Raw genomic sequence first — 18,380 nt, forward strand, 5'->3', positions numbered from 1 at the left:
AAGTTATTAATTAAACAACAGGCATTTCAATTTCTATGGTAGTTCCTTCGCCGATGGCGGATATAACCTTCATGTCGCCATGTAGAAAAGAAAGTCTTGACTGTATATTGTGCATGCCTGCAGAATGTTGTAAATCTATCTTTTCGGTATCAAATCCCTTGCCATCATCTTCAATAGTAATATGTAAACGTTCATTATATACAGAAAGTTGTATGAAGATATTGCTTGCTGCGGCATGCTTCAATGCATTGTTTACCAGTTCTTGGATTATTCTATATAAGGAAATCTGATGTTCTACACTTAATTTTGATTCAAATTGGATAAATTCACTTTCTACCTGACAATTCGGTTGACTCATCCGTGCGGCATAATCCTTTAAGGCTTCCTCTAGACCATATTTGACAATTAGGTCTGGCATCAGGTTATGTGCAAGTCGACGCAATTCATCCACAGCATCATCCAGCAGTTCGATACTCCGCGTAATACCATTCTTAACTGAAGGCTGTTCGGTGTCCCCATCGCTAATTGAGGATAAGCCCAATTTCGTACTTGACAGTAATCCTCCTAAGCCATCGTGCAGGTCTCTAGCCAGACGTGTCCGCTCCTTCTCTTCCCCTGCCAACATCGCCGTCAGATTTTTGATGGCATGTTGCTGATTATTTTTTTCGATTTCAAGTCCATGCATGTGTTCCTTTTGCTTTAGTGTCTTGGAACGTTGCCAGTAGGCATAAAACAATAAGATGACAGCGATTAAACAGCTAATAAATAACCAGATATAAATTGAATTCATGCGTGATTTAAAGGCAATCTCCTGCTTGGAAACATCAAGTTCCTGTAATCGTTGTTCATTCTCCAAGCGGCTTAATTGCAAGTCCTGTTCCTTTTTGTCACGCTCAAGCTGAAGTACTTTCAACTGTTGGGTACGGTTTAGTTCGTTTAATTTTAAATTTTCAACCAATTGATTCTGTCGGTCATTAAGCGCTTTCATCAATTTGATCTGCTGTCCCTTTTTCTCCCCCTCTAAACGAAGACGCATTAATTTTTGGTTTTGCAGTTCCCGTTCATATTTTATTTCAAGTTGTTTGGTTTTATCCAATTTATCCGAGTTGAATGCCTCCTCGAAAACATTAATATAACTTTTTTGATATTGAAATGCCTCTTCGTATTTTCCCTCTTCGACACTCACTTCAGCCAGTCTACTAAAAAGACTTAATCCCATCTGATAATCATAATGTGGCTCTCGCTGCAGGTTGTAAAGCGCTTGTTGCAGATACTTTTTGCCCTGATCCCGATAGCCGCTTTTAAATGCCTCGTCAGCCAATACACCATAGGCTGGAACAGAGATGGCATATTGTCCTGTTTCCTGTGCAATTTCCAAGGCCTGTTGGGCAAATGAAATCGCCTTTTTACTACCATTCTCCGGATAAAATTCATGATACAGATTAGCTAGATTCACCGAGACATAGGCCATATCTGTCGGATTAATAAGATTTTTCTGATTAGTTTTTGCTATTCGGTAAGCTTCCAGATAATGTTCTTCGGCTTTCTTCAAAAGTTGCTGATCTGTTCGGTTTGACCGATATTCCTCCTCAAATAGGTAACCAGCTTGCATATAGGCATCAAATAAACTATTCGTATTCTGACCTGCTTTCGCTGTCTCCAATAAAAGGTTCGTGTACTTCTCCTGAAATTCGTAATTCCGCTGATTGGCATAAATAGCCGTCAATTCTTTATATATCGCCAATTTACGGGCTATATTCGCATCTGTCTGGGGGGCTTTTTCCAAAAAAGAAATTGCTTTATGAAACTGGGAAACAGCCTGATCCTCCTTATTCTGTCTTGTCATAATCCAGCCATCACAATAATGAATATATCCCTTGATACCGTTATCATTGATTATGGGAAGAACAGACTTTGCATGTTCCAGGTAAAAACGCGATTTCTCAAAGAGGCGATCGTTATAACTATTCATTGCCGCGATGCAATTTAAATAGGCATAGTATTGTTTGTCGGGGTAATTTTTGGCCAATTGAATATTATCATTGAGCAACTGACTTGCCAATGCTTTCTCATTGGCGAAATATAGCGCCTGCGCATATTTTCCGGTCAACAGAAACCGTTCCTTACTCCCCAATGGAAGATTGTAGTATGATTTCTGTAGCTCCTGCAACTGTTCTTGGGCATACAGCTGACAGCAAGAGAATAGAAAAACTAAGCATATAATAAAGGTTTTTAAAAAAAAACGAATATACCTCATAAAGTCTGTTAATTCCCATTAGTGGATTGGTCAAACTTAGATAAATTTACCATTATAAACAATTATAATTACCGTCAAAATTACCCTGATCGCTGTACAAGCGCTGTATTTGTACCAACTCAATAGCTGCAATCTCCTAAATACAATACCATTGAGGCAAAGTGAATAGCAAAAAGTGTAGCTTTGCATACAGTACTTCACTAGATCAGAAAAGACTCGATAATGATAAAATATTTATACTTGTTTCTTGCTATTGCGGCAGAAATTTTCGCTACGACTTTCCTAAAGAAATCTGAGGGGTTTACCTTATGGAAACCTACCGCCATCTGTATCATTGGTTACATTATCGCTTTTTATTTCCTGAGCATCACATTGAAATACCTTCCTGTCGGAATATCCTATGCAATCTGGTCGGGGGTTGGTATTGTTGCCATTACATTGATAGGCATGATTTTGTTTAAACAGATTCCTGACACTCCAGCAGTGATCGGAATGATATTGATCGTCGCTGGGGTAATTATTATCAATGTCTTTTCAAAAATGGGTGCACATTAGCTGATCTAAAAACTAAATGTGTATTTTTGCAACTTACATAAACTAAAGGATACGTGTCGTTAGAGAAACTAAAACTAAGCAAAAGATTGACTGCTACGATGACCGAGCTCGGTTATTTGGCTCCAAAGGAAGTTCAGAGTAGGTGTATTTCCAGAATTCTTGGCGGACAGGATGTTATTGCGATTGCTCCTGAAGGAGCGGGCAAGACCACAACTTATGTATTATTTACCTTGATGAAATTAAAATTCACGGATGATGAGGCACCTAAGTTTTTAATCTTGGCTCCCAATGAAGAACGCATCGACGAGATCGTTGAAAAATTTTACCAACTAAGCAAAAATAGAGATCTTCGTATTATTGGATTACGTGCAGGGGGAAGTATGGAAGAAGAAATAGAAGAATTAGTTGCTGGAAAGGACATTGTAGTTGCAACACCGAACCGTGCACGGGCAATCTATCTCAAATTAGCCCTCAATCTAAACCGTATCCAAACATTAATTATAGATGATGCAGAAGAAATCATCAAACAGGGCATGCAAAATCCTGTAAGAGAATTAGCAGAAAGTTGTGGTAAAGTACAACACCTGGTCTTCAGCACTGTTGAACATCAGAAGCTGTATGACATGATTGACAAGCATTTAAATGAGGATTATGCTTTGATCGAAGTGGATGAATTGGAGAATAAAACCATTGACACTTTAGATCTTTTATTGTACCATCTTCCCAATTTCACCACAAAAATCAATCTACTGAATTACCTTCTACAAGATAAAGAGGTTTTTCAAAAAGTGATTGTTTTTGTAAATTCAAAGCTTACAGCACAAAAGCTTGCTACTAGCCTATTTCAACAAGGGAAAGAGGAAATCGCTATTCTAAATCCACTATTTTATGATGATTTTGGCTTTGAAACAACAGCAGACTTTATAGAAAGTGAGCAAACTCGTGTTTTGATTATTGCCCGGGAAAATACCAATGCAGTTGATGTCGCAAATATTCCTTTTATTTTTCAATTTGAATTGCCAAATGAAAAAGAGGAATTTTTAAACCATTTAGTCAAAAATGACGAAAATGAGGACTCCGTGGTATTGACATTTACGACCGATCTGGAACTCCCTATGGTCAGAAAAATAGAACAGGCTGTGGGTAAGCGAATGGATGTACTGGATCTTCCGGAGGATCTGCAGATTTACAATCCTACAAGTGATAAAAAGAAAAAATCAACCAAGGAGGAACAAGAAGATAGTTCCCGTGGTGGAGCTTTTCACCAAAAGAAGGAAAGTAACGCCAAAACTTTCAATTATGGAGGTGGTGAAAAAGCAAAAATGACGATGAAATTGAAAAAGAAATAAATAAAAAAAGGGAAGTTTAAACTTCCCTTTTTTTATTAAAATGTCTGCTTTTTATTGATTCCGTAACATGTCAGTGATCTCACTACGCTCAGTTTATTGGCAAAAAAACTCCAGCCAATTTTCAAAGCTAGGCGCTTGTGAGAAAGTATAATAGCTCTATTTCAGCACCTTTTTTAACAACTTGATATACGCATTTGCGATATGTTCCATCCCCTGATCATTTGGGTGTGCATAATCTACTGTTGAGTTTAAGTCCAGCCCCAGTTCCCCACTCGATAGCATAAAAATCTGCCGAACCCCTTTTGACTGTAATTTCTCGTAGGTTGTTTTCAATACCCGGCTACTTTGCTGATATTCTTTATTTTTGTCTTCGTTAAATACGGTATTGATATTTCCAGAACTATGCTGTGTCAATATGATCGGTGTTGTCGGGTGTTCTTTTCTTAAAAATGTAACCGCATTGACCAATAGCGAATCCAATTGTTTTTCGCTGAGTGATTTAGTAATCGCAAGATTCGGAATACAATCCAAAATATAGCATGCTGCGTCCACCTGATTCATTACATTTAGGATAGGCTGTTCAAGACGACCGTTACCTGAAAAACATAAATTCAGAATCTCGTTATTAACAGCTCTACCTACCTGGCTTGTCCAAACAAGACCTGGCCGGCTGGTACATGCCCCTTGTCCTATAGAAGTACCATAGACCACAATAGGTTTCAGGGTAGCGGTATGTGTATATGTTAACTTCGCATCATTAGGCACACCAATACTCAACCATTTAACCGCGTTATACAAAGGAAGATACAAACGATAGTTAAAGTTATTATTCTTACCTATATGCTTCCAGGTATAAGAAATCGTGTCTGAAAAATCATAACTACCGTAAGCCCATTTCCAAACTTTATGTGTTGTATCATAGCCATAAAGATCCAGTCCACTGACACCGGTAGTAGGCATATGGGGCATATTCAATCCACCTGCAACTTGATATTGAACTGTAATTTCCGAAGCTGATGTCTGAAAATCGATATAGAGTCCAGCAGAATTTTGTCCCAGTTCCCAAACCGGTTTGCGCACCTGCTTTTCCAGCTCATCCGGTAGTCGACCAAAGGCTGTAAGCTTCTGATTGTCGAGCCGGCCTTCTACATGTTTATCGTCAAGGGGCGAAAACCAGGTATAATTTTGCTGTCCTTTGACAATCGAAAGTGAGAACAGCATCAGTGCCATGAGAGAAACTTTTGAAAACATACGATACTTTAGGTTTGAATTTGAATTGATTAAAAAAAGGAGCCTAATTGGCTCCTTTTTATTACGATTTATTTATTATACTATAAAATAGCTTGTCTTACACGTACTAGTTTTTCCATCAATCCTTCAAGCAGATCAAGGTGCAACATATTTGCGCCATCAGATTTTGCATTTGCAGGATCAGGATGGGTTTCGATAAATAGACCATCGGCCCCAACAGCAATCGCCGCTTTGGCTATTGTTTCGATCAGTGCAGGCTTTCCACCTGTTACTCCTGAAGTCTGATTTGGTTGCTGAAGTGAATGTGTACAATCCATCACAGTCGGTACATTAAAGGAACGCATTTCGGGAATCCCTCGATAGTCAACGATCAGATCCTGGTAGCCAAATGTATTACCACGATCGGTCAAAAATACCTTTTCATTACCAGACTCGACAATCTTATCTACTGCAAACTTCATGGATCCTGCACTTAAAAACTGTCCTTTTTTTACGTTAACGACTTTATTAGTTTTTGCTGCAGCGACCAATAAATCCGTTTGTCTACATAAAAATGCTGGAATTTGAAGAACATCTACATAAGCTGCGGCCATTTCCGCTTCATGGCTTTCATGTATATCTGTTACCGTAGGAACGCCGAAGGTCTTCCCTACTTTTTCCAAAATTTTCAGCGCTTTTTCATCCCCTATACCCATAAAAGAATCCAAACGAGATCGGTTGGCCTTACGGTATGAACCTTTAAAAATATAAGGGATATTGAGTTTATCTGTAATAGTAACAATCTTTTCAGCAATCCGCAAAGCGATTTCTTCTCCCTCAATTGCACATGGCCCTGCCATTAAAAAGAAATTCTGCGAAGTTCCATTCTTTATTTCAGGAATGTATTTGTTGATCATATGAATTATATAAAAATTTTAATTACCCAATTCCGATAAAAATTTGATACGCATCAATTGAAGGTCTTCAAAACTATAATCGTCACCTCCTAATTCCTTAAGCGCGTCGTTGATCGAGTCAGTTTCAGCTGTTTTAAAGTAATCGTACACTTCGTCCTGACGATCTTCATCAATAATTTCGTCAATAAAATAATTGATATTTATCTTGGTACCGGCATTAACGATCGTTTCAATTTCCTTTAATATTTCCTCGTAGGTAATCCCCTTCGCTGCTGCAATATCATCCAGCGCAATCTTGCGGTCAATATTTTGGATGATAGCCACCTTCAGCGCAGATTTATTTGCTGTACTTTTGATGACCAGATCTACAGGCCTGTCGATTTCATTTTCCTCCACATAGTCCTTGATCAGCGCAATAAAGGAAGCACCAAATTTAATCGCCTTACCATTCCCTACCCCTTGAATCTGTTTTAATTCGTCGATATTAACTGGATAATGTGTACACATTTCCTCTAAGGAAGGATCTTGGAAGATCACAAATGGTGGCAATGACTTACTCTTAGCGATCTTTTTACGCAAATCTTTAAGCATACCCAGCAAGGTCGTGTCGAGTGCTCCAGTTCCATGACCAGCCTCGTCTCCAGCAGTACTTTCTGCACTTTCGATAGGACGGTTTAAAACAAATTTTAACTGGTAAGGATTGTCTATATAATTCCGACCAATATCCGTTAATTTCAGCAAACCATAGTGATCAATATCTTTCTCAACAAAGTTGTCCAATACGGCTTGGCGTAACAGCGATTTCCAATAGATGGTACCTTTTTCCTTCCCTGAACCAAATAGACGGTGCTCGTCATGTTTATAGGAAGATACAGGTTGATTGTTCTGCCCGATCATCACGTTAATCACATGGTGATCGTCAAATTTTTCACCCTGTTCTTTAATAAAGCCCAGTACATCTTTTAGGGATTCCTCGGCTTCAAAATATTCTTTTTCCGAACGGCAATTATCGCACATATTACTACAGCCCTGTTCGTCAAAGTTTTCCCCAAAATAATGAAGAATCTGCTTACGACGACAGACTGCAGATTCGGAATAATCGATGACTTCTTTCAGTATCTGTGTACCGATCTCGCGTTCGGCCACAGGTTTGTCTTTCATGAATTTTGTCAGCTTTTCAACATCTTTCTCCGAATAGAAAGCCAAACAATAACCATCGCCCCCATCACGGCCAGCACGCCCAGTTTCCTGGTAGTAGCCTTCCATGGATTTCGGAATATCATGGTGGATAACATAACGGACATCCGGTTTGTCAATCCCCATACCAAACGCGATTGTCGCGACAATCACTTCTACATCCTCCATCAAAAATTTATCTTGCGTATCAGCCCTTGTTTTAGCATCAAGGCCTGCATGGTAGGGCAGCGCTTGAATACCGTTCAGGTTCAACACCTCGCTTATTTCTTCAACTTTCTTTCTGCTCAAGCAATAGACAATACCAGTTTTACCTGGTTTTGTCTTGATAAAGCGCACAATTTCTTTGACCACGTCTTTTTTGGGACGTACCTCATAGTATAAATTGCTCCGATTGAATGATGATTTGAATAGCACGGCATCATTCATCTGTAAGTTTTTACGGATATCAGATTGCACTTTTGGCGTCGCTGTTGCTGTCAACGCAATAATTGGAATATTAGCGCCTATCTCATTGATAACTTGACGTATTTTACGGTATTCCGGTCTAAAATCATGTCCCCATTCTGAAATACAATGTGCTTCATCTACGGCAACAAAAGACACTGTAATCTGATGCAGGAACTCCACATTATCTTGCTTAGCAAGTGATTCTGGAGCTACATAGAGTAACTTGGTCTTTCCTGCAAGCACATCTTCCTTTACACGGGTGATTTCACTCTTGTTCAGTGAGGAGTTTAAAAAATGAGCGATACTATCTTCGCCGCCGAACGCGCGAAGTTGATCTACTTGATTTTTCATTAAAGCAATCAACGGGGAAATTACAATTGCGGTTCCCTCACTCATGAGTGCTGGCAGTTGATAACAAATTGATTTCCCTCCCCCGGTTGGCATAATAACAAACGTATCCTTCTTTTGAAGAATGCTGGTTATAATAGCCTCTTGATCTCCTTTAAAAGTATCAAAACCAAAAAAATCCTGTAAATTGTCGAAAAGTGATTTTTCTATTTCCATTGCGCCTTGGGCAAAAATAAGATAGATAAATGAAGAAATAATCCTGAAAAATAATCTATTTTTGCAATCTATTCTAATACATAAAAGTAAGAGTATTTTTTGTGAAAAACAACTACGAAATAAAAAATATAGCTATTCAAGCTATTCAAGAAGAAGCCAAAGCAGTAGCTGCTCTGGCTCAATATATTGATGATGATTTTGTTACCGTAATAAATAAAATCCTGCATCTTCAGGGACGGGTAATCGTCACAGGTATCGGAAAAAGTGCCATTATTGCGCAAAAGATTGTTGCAACATTAAATTCGACAGGGACACCGTCAATATTTATGCATGCAGCTGATGCCATCCATGGGGATCTGGGTATTATCCAACAGCATGATTTAATTATTGCCATATCCAAAAGCGGCAATACACCTGAAATTAAAGTTTTGGTCCCATTTCTAAAACAAACCAAAAATACTTTGGTGGCTTTGGTTGGCAACACAGCGTCCTACTTGGCAAAAAATGCAGACCACATACTGAACACCACTGTTGAGAAAGAAGCTTGTCCAAATAATTTGGCACCAACCTCAAGCACGACAGCGCAACTAGCCATGGGCGATGCACTAGCTGTCGCGCTACAGGAATGTCGTGATTTTACGGACCAGGATTTTGCCAAGTACCACCCTGGTGGTGCCCTGGGCAAAAAGCTCTACTTAAAAGTGGCTGACTTATCCGATCAAAATGGTAAACCTAGCGTGCAATTGGATGCCAACGTCAGAGATATCATCATCACAATCACACATTTCAGACTGGGAGCAGTAGCAGTCTTAAACGGCACACAAATCCAGGGTATTATCACCGATGGGGATATCCGTCGCATGCTCGAAAGACACACTGACCTTGCTGCGATCAATGCCGCAGAAATTATGGGCAAATCACCAAAGGTGATCGATAAAAATGAACTTGCAGCGAATGCTCTCCATATCATGCGGGAAAACAACATCACGCAGTTATTGGTATCAGATCAAGGGAACTACGATGGGGTTATCCATATACAGGATCTGCTTAAAGAGGGTATAATCTAACTGTAATAAAGTTGTTAGATGTGTAATAAATTGACAATAAATATTACATTTGGCATATCAGTTGTACTAGTTTAATCACAAAGTAATATCTTAGAAGCATGAAAAAGTATATAACAATTTTAGCAGTGATCATTTCCTTTATCGGTTTTTCGTCTATGCAAGCTGGACAAGGGGAATTTAAATTTGAAAAAGAAACACATGATTTCGGCAAGATTCCGGCTGGAACACCTGTATCGTATAATTTTAAATTTTCAAACACAGGCAGTGAGCCTATTATCATTTCGAACGTAGTCCCTACTTGTGGCTGTTCGGTGGCCGAGTTCACTAAAACCCCCATAAAACCGGGAGAAACAGGAACAATCAAGGTAACGTATAACGCTGCGGCTAAGGCACCATTTACCAAAAGTTTTACGGTACAATCGAATACGAAAACACCTGTAAAGACACTTTATATTAAAGGGATTGTGGAATAAAAATCCGACAGATAAAACGAAAAAAGCCACATCCTGATGTGGCTTTTTTCGTTTTATTTTGGTTAGCTTTGCACAACTAATTTTAAAAAAACTATAATGCCAGTAATATCAGAAAAAGGGCTAAATATGCCTGCGTCACCCATCAGAAAACTGACGCCTTATGCTGATCAAGCAAAAAAAGAAGGTAAAAAAATATACCACTTAAATATCGGGCAACCAGATATCCAAACACCTGAAATTATGCTTAATGCTTTGAAAAATATTGATTTCAAAGTATGGGCTTATACACCTTCTGAAGGTACCGCCTCCTACCGAAAAAAATTAGCCGAGTATTATAATAAGCTAAACTACAATATTGAACCTACTGACATCCTGGTAACCAATGGTGGCTCAGAGGCAATCACAATCACCATGCAAGCCTGCTTAAATGAAGGTGAGGAAGTGATTATCCCGGAACCGTTTTATGCAAACTACAATGGTTTTGCCTGTTCATCGGACATTGTGATCAAACCGATCATGTCTTACATTGAAAGTGGATTTGCACTACCTTCTATTGCTGAATTTGAGAAAGTAATTACCGAGAAAACCAAAGCAATCTGCATCTGTAATCCCAACAATCCGACAGGCTATCTTTATTCGAGAGGAGAACTAGAAGCATTAAGGGAGCTTTGTCTGAAATATGATCTCTATCTGTTCTCTGATGAGGCTTATCGCGAATTTTGCTATGATGGTAGAGAGTTTATATCTCCAATGCACCTAGAAGGCCTCGAGAATAATGTTGTTATCTTTGATACAGTTTCAAAACGTTATTCAGCATGTGGTGCCCGTATCGGGTGTATTATTACCAAAAACAAAGAATTATATCAGACGGCATTGAAATTTGCGCAGGCGCGCTTAAGTCCATCTTTGGAGGGACAAATTGCCGGCGAAGCTGCTGTTGATACACCGGATAGCTACTTTGAAGCAGTATCTAAAGAATATACAGCCAGAAGAGATACATTGGTCAATGGGTTAAATGCTATTGACGGCGTATATTCCCCTAATCCAGGAGGTGCTTTTTATGTGGTTGCGAAGTTACCAATCGATAACGCGGATAAATTCTGCCAATGGATATTGGAGGAGTTTTCCTACAATAACGAAACGGTCATGATGGCTCCGGCAACTGGCTTCTATAGCACAGAAGGTGCTGGAACAAATGAGGTTCGCCTTGCTTATGTGCTGAATCAAAATGATCTTAAAAGTGCATTGACCTGTTTGGAGAAAGCACTAGAAGTATATCCAGGAAGAACGAATTAAAAAACAACGATTATACGTTACCAAAGCCGGCCCCAAAAAGGGTTTGGCTTTTTTTGTGCCCCAATGATATCTCCAGGCCAGTTTTCTTACCAATTTTAAAAAAAACAAAACAAACTTTCGAGCGACATTGTTCTTATTACAGTATAACTAAAGATATTGCATATGGATAAATTGAAGAAATTCCAATTGATGGAAAAAATAGCGAGAGAATTAGAAGATGTCAGAAATAGCCAACAGGCTGTTTTAGAAAAGATAGGCAAAATTGAAGTTGATAACATCGAACTCGGTGATAAGAATATTGAAAAGACAATTCCCGAAATCTATCAACGTACAGCGGATAATTCAGACGCTATTAAAGCGCTTCTGGAATCTTTTCAAGAACAGACAGCAGAGTTTGGTGAGAAAAACAATGTAGAAAAGTTATTGGAGCAACAACAAATCAATAGTATAAAATAGTTGTCTTCAAAATACAAAAAATGCCGATTTTTCAATCGGCATTTTTTGTTATATCGCGTTTATGCTTGGATTCTTGATGCTTTGACTTTTAAATATTCCTCTTCAACAAAATGTAGCTGCTGCTCTGGAGTCAAATTTGAGTTATCCAATACGATAGCATCTTCGGCTTGTCGCAATGGACTCTCAGCGCGGGTACTATCAATACGATCCCGATTGGCAAGATTTTCAACAACCTCTTCGAGTGTGACATCCTCCCCTTTCTCCGTCAATTCCAGGTATCTTCTGGCCGCCCTAACTTTCGGATCTGCGGTCATAAAGATCTTCAAATCCGCATCAGGGAAAACGGTAGTACCAATGTCACGGCCGTCCATAATAATATTTCTCCGGCTACCCAATTTTTGCTGCTGTGTCACCATAGCGGTTCGCACCGCTTTAATTGCACTTACATCACTGACCTTATCAGAAATATACATCTGACGGATTTCTTCAGAAATATCTTCATCGTTGAGGTGAATCTCCGTTTTGACAGCATTTGGGATAAAATCAATATGGATATCATTTAATGCATTATCAATCGCATCTTGATCATCCAGAGCAATATTATGACGAATAAAGTAGAGTGTTACTGCTCTATACATCGCGCCGCTGTCAATAAAGGCAAATTTCAGCTTTTTAGCTAAAGCTTTGGCAAGCGTACTTTTTCCACAAGAGGAAAAGCCATCTATGGCGATAATAAAATTGTGTCTTCCACTCATTATTCGTTTCCTCCTATGATGACACCGGGTTTATTGACCAAGGGAACCTTAGTTAGGTTACCATCCACGATGCTTTCTGGTAAAAAGATATATTTTTTATCGTAAATAATATTGTCAATATAAAAGCTCAACCAATATTCATTGGTCAGACCAAACACCTGCTCATCGATCGCTTCAACCCGATCAAAGGATTTGGGCTCTATATTTCCGATGAAATGCCGTAATGTTGTGGTGGTAACCTGTCTTCCTTCCTTTTCACCATACCCTTTTGAACTGATAAGCACATTCTGTATCGCAATATTCTTATCGTTAATAACGTACACGGTCCAGTTTTTAGTCTCCACGGTCTCGCCCTCCAAAACCACAGCAATCATGATATCTTTTACTATATTTTCTGGCAAATCTGCTTTCATCCCTATTTAGACTTTGTCGTTTTCTTAGCTGGAGCTTTCTTTACTGTTGCTTTTTTAGCAACTGTTTTCTTTTCGGCAGTTTTTGTTTTAACGGCTTTACCCTTAGGAGCATCTGCTGCTGCCCACTTCAACACATCTTCGTAACTGATCTTTTCAATTTCTGTTCCTTTCGGAATTTTCAAATTCTGCTTGCCAAAACGAATAAATGGTCCCCAACGGCCTTGTTCAATTTGCGCATCCGGATTTTCATCGAATACGCGGATCACTTTTTCAATATCTTTCTGACGTTTTTCTTGAATGATCTGAATGCATTCCTCTTCGGTTACATCCAAAGGATCTACTCCTTTTGGCAAGGAATAGAAAGCCGAGTTATGACGGATATAAGGCCCAAATCGACCGATAGCAACTGTCATTTCCTTATCTTCAAATACACCAACTTTTTTGGGCAATTTGAATAACTCCATCGCATCCTCAAAGGTGATTGTTTCAATCATCTGCCCTTTGCGTAGGGATGCAAATCGAGGTTTTTCTTCGTCATCAGGCGAACCGATCTGAACCAAGGGACCAAATTTTCCAATACGTACAGAGACAGGCTTGCCTGAAACTGGATCTACACCTAGCTCACGCTCATTGTTGGCGCGATCAGCATTCTCCAATGTATCTTCTACTTCAGAGTGAAACGGCCCATAGAAATCGTGCAACATCTTTGTCCATTCGGTCAGTCCATGTGCAATATCGTCAAACTCTTTCTCGACATTCGCTGTAAAGTGGAAGTCTACAATACCGTTGAAATGCTCTACAAGGAAATCATTCACAACAATACCGATATCAGTTGGGAACATTTTCCCTTTTTCTGCTCCTGTTATTTCCGTCTTAGTGACAGCTTTCAATTCAGTATTCTCAAGCGTCAATACACGATAATCACGTGATCTTCCCTCTCTTTCTTCTTTCACAACATAGCCACGATTTTGGATGGTAGAAATTGTTGGTGCATAAGTCGAAGGTCTACCGATACCCAGTTCCTCTAATTTCTTCACCAATGCGGCCTCAGTATAACGTGCCGGAGGTCTTGTAAAACGTTCCGTTGCAGACATACTTTTTAAGGTCAGTTGTAATCCAACTGTCAACGGCGGAAGGATCGCATTATCACTGTCTTCATCAAGGGTTGTCTCCTGATCATCATCAACAGATTCCATATAAACTTTCAGAAAACCGTCAAATTTCATCACCTCTCCGGAAGCGTTTAGATCTTCTGAACGCGTGGAAATCGAAATTTTCGCTAGGGTCCGCTCAAATTCAGCTTCACTCATCTGGGAAGCAATTGCTCTCTTCCAGATCAGTTCATACAATCGCTTTTCAGCAGAATCGCCTTCAATTGTATGTTCAGAAAAATAAGTAGGACGTATAGCCTCGTGCGCTTCTTGTGCGCCCGAAGTTTTTGTTTTATATCTTCTTACTTTATGGTATTGGTTACCATATGCCGATTTAATTTCTTTTTCAGCTGCGTCTATTGCAGTATCACTCAAATTGACAGAGTCGGTACGCATATAGGTGATACGTCCGGACTCGTATAAACGTTGGGCAACTTGCATTGTACGTGCCACAGAGAATCCTAGCTTTCTACTCGCCTCCTGTTGCAAGGTAGAAGTTGTAAATGGAGCCGCTGGTGAACGTTTCGATGGTTTTGTCTCTAAATTTTTAACGGAGAACAAAGCCGCCTTACAGTCTTCCAAAAATTGAGTAGCCTCAGCTTCTGTCGCAAATCGTTGTGGAAGCTCAGCTTTAAAACTATCTTTTACTTTGCCTGTATGAAAGAAAGCAACTATCTTAAATGCCGCCTCAGGTTCAAACTTGTTAATCTCACGCTCCCTGTCGACGATCAATCTCACGGCAACAGATTGTACACGACCCGCGGATAAAGATGGTTTCACCTTTTTCCATAAAACGGGTGACAACTCAAAGCCCACCAATCGATCTAATACGCGTCTCGCCTGTTGTGCGTTAACGAGATTATAATCTATTTTACGGGGATTGTCAATGGCTTTTAGTATTGCCGGTTTCGTGATCTCATGAAACACAATACGTTTAGTACTTTCATCTTTCAGTCCCAATGTCTCAAATAAATGCCAAGAGATAGCTTCCCCCTCACGGTCCTCATCGGATGCGAGCCATACAGTTTCTGCTGCCTTAGCTAATTTTTTCAGCTCGCTTACGACTGCCTTTTTATCAGAGGGAACTTCGTACTTCTGTTCGAAATTATTCTCTGTATTAATTGCATCATCGGTTTTTACCAGGTCACGGATATGTCCATAACTTGACTTTACCAAAAAATCACTTCCTAAATATCCTTCTATCGTTTTTGCTTTCGCTGGAGACTCAACTATCAATAAATTTTTCGCCATCTAATTTGAGATTTGTGCAAATAAAGGGAATTCTAAAAGGAATGACAATAATTTCTTGCAAAAAAGACAAAAAAAATAGATTTCGCCTTGACATATAAGTGTATTGTTCTATTTTCAATCCTGTTGTAATCGTCCCAGAAAGGCTTTCTTCTTGTAAAGAATGATATTTAACAAACCTGTAAAACTTCATTTTTCTTCACTTCAATAATTCCGATAGTTCATTTCAGTTTGTTCTGTTTCGAAAACACTGTATATTCGCCTATTCATAGCGGGGTCATTCACCCTTATTTTGTTTAAATATAATAATAATGAAAAGAAGTCTTCTTAGAATAGCCTTTTTTGGTCTGATATTATCATCTGTGTCTTGTTCAGTTATGAAAGATTCCGCAAAAACAACCAACAGCTTCCCTAAACTAAGTTTAGAAGCGCATCGTGGCGGACGTGGCGTGTACCCCGAAGAATCCATTGCAGCAATGAAAAATGCAATTGACCTGCCCCAAGTAACAACTCTGGAAATGGATTGTCACATTACAAAAGACCGAAAGGTCGTTGTTTTTCACGACGATTATCTCAATCCCAAATTTGTGTTAAAACCAGATGGCACTGAGATTCCCGAAAAAGATAAATCGTTGAAAATATATGCTATGAACTATAAAGAACTGTTCAAGTACGATATTGGTTCCAAATTTTATAAGGAGTTTCCCGAACAGAAAAAACAAATTACACGTATTGCAAAACTCGCCGACCTCATCGATAGTACAGAGGCCTATGCCCTCCAAAAGAGAACTGCGCCTATGTTTTATAATATTGAGGTGAAAAGTAAAGAGGATAAAGACGGTATCTATCATCCCAGAGTGGAAGAATTCGTTGATTTAATGGTACAGGTTATCACAGAGAAAAAAATTGCAGCACGCACCATCATTCAATCCTTTGATATTCGAGCAGTCAAGTATCTAAACAAAGCCTACCCACAATTAAAAGTTTCTTACCTTATTGATGCCAACTATACAAAAAATGCACAGGAGACAATCGCAGCATTAGGTTTTACACCTTTCATCATCAGCCCGCACTATAAGCTGGTGACCAGCGAATTTGTCAAACAATACCACAAAGCGAATGTTAAGGTAATTCCATGGACGGTAAATAGTAAAACAGAGATTGAGCAATTGAAGGCGCTGAAAGTAGATGGAATTATCAGTGACTATCCCAATCTGTTTTAATCCTTGATTTCTTGACAACGATCAAAGGTCACTTTGTTCAACTAAAGGTGATCTAAACCTGAAAGACCAAAATAAAGTAGCTTGCGCTGTCCACTACTCTATTTTGGTCTTACTTTTAAGGGCTTTATCAATATACTCCCTACCTTTTTGAACTAAAAACTCTGCACGGTGGTAGTCCCACAAATTACAGATGTTGTAGGGGATATTTACAACGACATCCGGCCGATAGAGATCAATAATCATACGGCTCATTTTTCTACGCATCACATAATAGGAAGCTTGTAGAATATCCAGAGAATTTGAGGTTCTTGTATCCAATTTTTTGATAACAGAATACTGTTTATCTGGTTTTGACTCCAGATTGACCGCTATAATTAAATTTTCTTTTCGTGTGACATGGTTGATGGGTAATGGATTGAGCACACCCCCATCTACATAAACATGAGTATCTTCCTCTATTGCTGTAAAAACAGCTGGTATCGCGATAGAAGCCCGAATTGCATCATACATACTTCCAAAATCGAGTACGACTTCTTCTTCATAATTCAGATCGGTAGCAACAGCCTTGAATAAAATAGGAAACGTTTCGATATTCGCATCGGGAATAACCGATTTCAAGGCATTGAAGACTTTAATCCCCTTCATCATTCCTAGACCCTTCCAGCTGAAATCCATCATATTGAAAACTGATTTCTTTGTTAGATTATGCATCCAGTCCTCCAGCACATCCATCTTTCCCTGGGCATAAATTCCACCGACCAATGCGCCAATGGAACAACCCACAATTTCATCGATCTCAAACCCCATTTCCTCTAGTTTACGGATAATACCGATATGTACCAATCCTCTCGCTCCCCCGCCCCCGAGGACGAGTGTTACTTTACGATTCAAAAAATCTTTCTCTGACATATACTTAGACCTGCAATATAATGATGTTGACATTGACCCAACAATGTAATCCGATAATCACCGTTATTATATGTATTTTTGATTACAATATACGGAGTAAAATAAGAAATATGAAAATAGAAATTTGGTCGGACATCATTTGTCCGTTTTGTTATATTGGTTTGACAAAGCTTGAGTTGGCCCTACAGGAAGTTGAGCAGGAAGTACAAGCCGAGATTACCTGGAAATCCTATCAGCTCAATCCAGAATTTCCCGAAGACGCTCCGGGAATGCCAACTTACGATTACCTTGTGCGTACAAAAGGGATGAGCATGGATGATGTCGTGGCAATGACGGCACAGCTCAGTGCACAAGGCAAAGAACTTGGTATCACATTGAACTTTGATAAAGCAATTGTCGTAAATACCAAAAAAGCACATCGTCTCCTTCATTTTGCGCAGGCCCATCAAAAAGGAACTGCTTTGAAAAAATCATTGTTCAAAGCTCATTTTACAGACGGTTTAGATGTCAACGATAATGCAACCCTTGTTAAACTAGCAAATCAAGTAGGCCTCCCTGTTCAAGCGGCACAGGAACTTTTAGACTCCGATAAATATGCTTACGATGTCAGTCAGGACATTCAGGAAGGTGTCAACCTCGGTCTTCGTGGTGTACCATTCTTTGTCTTTGACCGGAAGTACGCGATTCCCGGCGCACAACCCATGGAAGTTTTTCACAATACGATCAAAGAATGTTTGGCAGGACAATCCGCCCCATTACAACAAAGAGGTGAAGAAGGGCCTTCTTGCGATCCTGAAACAGGAAAATGTGAGTAAAGAAAGAAAAAAGTTTTATTTTAATTTACTATTTTCGCAAGCTTATAACGACAAACAA

16 protein-coding genes are annotated in these 18,380 nt (G+C 39.3%); 8 read left to right on the forward strand and 8 right to left on the reverse strand.

Translation table 11 applies throughout. The annotated features are described in order from the left end of the window. Window positions 1-10: 10 nt before the first annotated feature. Entirely contained in the window at window positions 11-2,257 is a 2,247-nt protein-coding gene (locus tag OGI71_RS08395; RefSeq protein ID WP_282254943.1) for an ATP-binding protein, read from the reverse strand. A gap of 222 nt (window positions 2,258-2,479) precedes the next feature. Between OGI71_RS08395 and OGI71_RS08400 the strand changes: the two genes are divergently transcribed. After that, the gene (locus tag OGI71_RS08400; RefSeq protein ID WP_282254944.1) at window positions 2,480-2,812 is read left to right on the forward strand and encodes a multidrug efflux SMR transporter; all 333 of its coding nucleotides are present in this window, start codon (window positions 2,480-2,482) and stop codon (window positions 2,810-2,812) included. Between the two features lie 53 nt (window positions 2,813-2,865). Then, window positions 2,866-4,161, forward strand: a complete 1,296-nt coding sequence (locus OGI71_RS08405; protein ID WP_282254945.1) for a DEAD/DEAH box helicase — start codon at window positions 2,866-2,868, stop codon at window positions 4,159-4,161. 156 nt (window positions 4,162-4,317) lie between these two features. Here the strand turns inward: OGI71_RS08405 and OGI71_RS08410 are convergent, their stop codons facing one another. The 3 genes from OGI71_RS08410 to recQ form a co-directional block, all read right to left on the reverse strand. Continuing rightward, on the reverse strand, window positions 4,318-5,412 hold the full coding sequence (locus OGI71_RS08410; RefSeq protein WP_282254946.1) for an SGNH/GDSL hydrolase family protein: 1,095 nt from the start codon (window positions 5,410-5,412) through the stop codon (window positions 4,318-4,320). An 80-nt stretch (window positions 5,413-5,492) separates the two neighbouring features. Beyond that, on the reverse strand, window positions 5,493-6,308 hold the full coding sequence (gene kdsA / locus OGI71_RS08415) for a 3-deoxy-8-phosphooctulonate synthase (protein WP_046672855.1): 816 nt from the start codon (window positions 6,306-6,308) through the stop codon (window positions 5,493-5,495). A gap of 18 nt (window positions 6,309-6,326) precedes the next feature. Beyond that, complete coding sequence (recQ, locus tag OGI71_RS08420; protein WP_282254947.1) at window positions 6,327-8,516, reverse strand: DNA helicase RecQ; 2,190 nt, start codon at window positions 8,514-8,516, stop codon at window positions 6,327-6,329. A gap of 101 nt (window positions 8,517-8,617) precedes the next feature. Between recQ and OGI71_RS08425 the strand changes: the two genes are divergently transcribed. The 4 genes from OGI71_RS08425 to OGI71_RS08440 all read left to right on the forward strand — a co-directional run bounded on the left by OGI71_RS08425 (window position 8,618) and on the right by OGI71_RS08440 (window position 11,808). After that, window positions 8,618-9,583, forward strand: a complete 966-nt coding sequence (locus OGI71_RS08425) for a KpsF/GutQ family sugar-phosphate isomerase (protein WP_282254948.1) — start codon at window positions 8,618-8,620, stop codon at window positions 9,581-9,583. 98 nt (window positions 9,584-9,681) lie between these two features. After that, on the forward strand, window positions 9,682-10,056 hold the full coding sequence (locus tag OGI71_RS08430) for a DUF1573 domain-containing protein (protein ID WP_077434338.1): 375 nt from the start codon (window positions 9,682-9,684) through the stop codon (window positions 10,054-10,056). 96 nt (window positions 10,057-10,152) lie between these two features. Further along, complete coding sequence (locus OGI71_RS08435; protein ID WP_282254949.1) at window positions 10,153-11,352, forward strand: pyridoxal phosphate-dependent aminotransferase; 1,200 nt, start codon at window positions 10,153-10,155, stop codon at window positions 11,350-11,352. 162 nt (window positions 11,353-11,514) lie between these two features. Beyond that, the gene (locus OGI71_RS08440; RefSeq protein WP_282254951.1) at window positions 11,515-11,808 is read left to right on the forward strand and encodes a hypothetical protein; all 294 of its coding nucleotides are present in this window, start codon (window positions 11,515-11,517) and stop codon (window positions 11,806-11,808) included. Between the two features lie 59 nt (window positions 11,809-11,867). Here OGI71_RS08440 and cmk read toward each other — a convergent pair whose 3' ends face one another. Genes cmk through topA form a run of 3 tightly spaced genes read right to left on the reverse strand, consistent with a single transcriptional unit; the run spans window position 11,868 to window position 15,378 of the window. Beyond that, entirely contained in the window at window positions 11,868-12,563 is a 696-nt protein-coding gene (gene cmk, locus OGI71_RS08445) for a (d)CMP kinase (RefSeq protein WP_282254952.1), read from the reverse strand. Beyond that, window positions 12,563-12,976, reverse strand: coding sequence for a hypothetical protein (locus OGI71_RS08450; RefSeq protein ID WP_282254953.1), 414 nt, complete (start codon window positions 12,974-12,976; stop codon window positions 12,563-12,565). Before OGI71_RS08450 ends, cmk begins: the two co-directional genes overlap by 1 nt. A 2-nt stretch (window positions 12,977-12,978) precedes the next feature. Then, complete coding sequence (topA, locus tag OGI71_RS08455; protein WP_282254954.1) at window positions 12,979-15,378, reverse strand: type I DNA topoisomerase; 2,400 nt, start codon at window positions 15,376-15,378, stop codon at window positions 12,979-12,981. 308 nt (window positions 15,379-15,686) lie between these two features. Here topA and OGI71_RS08460 point away from each other — a divergent pair, with 308 nt between their 5' ends. After that, window positions 15,687-16,598, forward strand: a complete 912-nt coding sequence (locus OGI71_RS08460) for a glycerophosphodiester phosphodiesterase family protein (protein ID WP_282254955.1) — start codon at window positions 15,687-15,689, stop codon at window positions 16,596-16,598. A gap of 93 nt (window positions 16,599-16,691) precedes the next feature. On the opposite strand, the gene OGI71_RS08465 is transcribed toward OGI71_RS08460, so the two are convergent. Next, the gene (locus OGI71_RS08465) at window positions 16,692-17,507 is read right to left on the reverse strand and encodes a patatin-like phospholipase family protein (RefSeq protein ID WP_282254956.1); all 816 of its coding nucleotides are present in this window, start codon (window positions 17,505-17,507) and stop codon (window positions 16,692-16,694) included. A gap of 110 nt (window positions 17,508-17,617) precedes the next feature. Between OGI71_RS08465 and OGI71_RS08470 the strand changes: the two genes are divergently transcribed. Beyond that, on the forward strand, window positions 17,618-18,322 hold the full coding sequence (locus OGI71_RS08470) for a DsbA family oxidoreductase (RefSeq protein WP_282254957.1): 705 nt from the start codon (window positions 17,618-17,620) through the stop codon (window positions 18,320-18,322). The last annotated feature ends 58 nt before the right edge of the window (window positions 18,323-18,380 follow it).

Origin of the sequence: Sphingobacterium sp. ML3W, assembly GCF_029542085.1 — a bacterium.
Lineage (GTDB): Bacteria > Bacteroidota > Bacteroidia > Sphingobacteriales > Sphingobacteriaceae > Sphingobacterium.

Bases quoted from the DNA above. Each gene is read 5' to 3' on its own strand.
- OGI71_RS08470 (WP_282254957.1), top strand. From the start codon at position 17,618: ATGAAAATAGAAATTTGGTCGGACATCATTTGTCCGTTTTGTTATATT.
- kdsA (WP_046672855.1), bottom strand. From the start codon at position 6,308: ATGATCAACAAATACATTCCTGAAATAAAGAATGGAACTTCGCAGAAT.
- cmk (WP_282254952.1), bottom strand. From the start codon at position 12,563: ATGAGTGGAAGACACAATTTTATTATCGCCATAGATGGCTTTTCCTCT.
- OGI71_RS08450 (WP_282254953.1), bottom strand. From the start codon at position 12,976: ATGAAAGCAGATTTGCCAGAAAATATAGTAAAAGATATCATGATTGCT.
- OGI71_RS08430 (WP_077434338.1), top strand. From the start codon at position 9,682: ATGAAAAAGTATATAACAATTTTAGCAGTGATCATTTCCTTTATCGGT.
- OGI71_RS08400 (WP_282254944.1), top strand. From the start codon at position 2,480: ATGATAAAATATTTATACTTGTTTCTTGCTATTGCGGCAGAAATTTTC.
- OGI71_RS08395 (WP_282254943.1), bottom strand. From the start codon at position 2,257: ATGAGGTATATTCGTTTTTTTTTAAAAACCTTTATTATATGCTTAGTT.
- recQ (WP_282254947.1), bottom strand. From the start codon at position 8,516: ATGGAAATAGAAAAATCACTTTTCGACAATTTACAGGATTTTTTTGGT.
- topA (WP_282254954.1), bottom strand. From the start codon at position 15,378: ATGGCGAAAAATTTATTGATAGTTGAGTCTCCAGCGAAAGCAAAAACG.
- OGI71_RS08435 (WP_282254949.1), top strand. From the start codon at position 10,153: ATGCCAGTAATATCAGAAAAAGGGCTAAATATGCCTGCGTCACCCATC.
- OGI71_RS08410 (WP_282254946.1), bottom strand. From the start codon at position 5,412: ATGTTTTCAAAAGTTTCTCTCATGGCACTGATGCTGTTCTCACTTTCG.
- OGI71_RS08460 (WP_282254955.1), top strand. From the start codon at position 15,687: ATGAAAAGAAGTCTTCTTAGAATAGCCTTTTTTGGTCTGATATTATCA.
- OGI71_RS08465 (WP_282254956.1), bottom strand. From the start codon at position 17,507: ATGTCAGAGAAAGATTTTTTGAATCGTAAAGTAACACTCGTCCTCGGG.
- OGI71_RS08440 (WP_282254951.1), top strand. From the start codon at position 11,515: ATGGATAAATTGAAGAAATTCCAATTGATGGAAAAAATAGCGAGAGAA.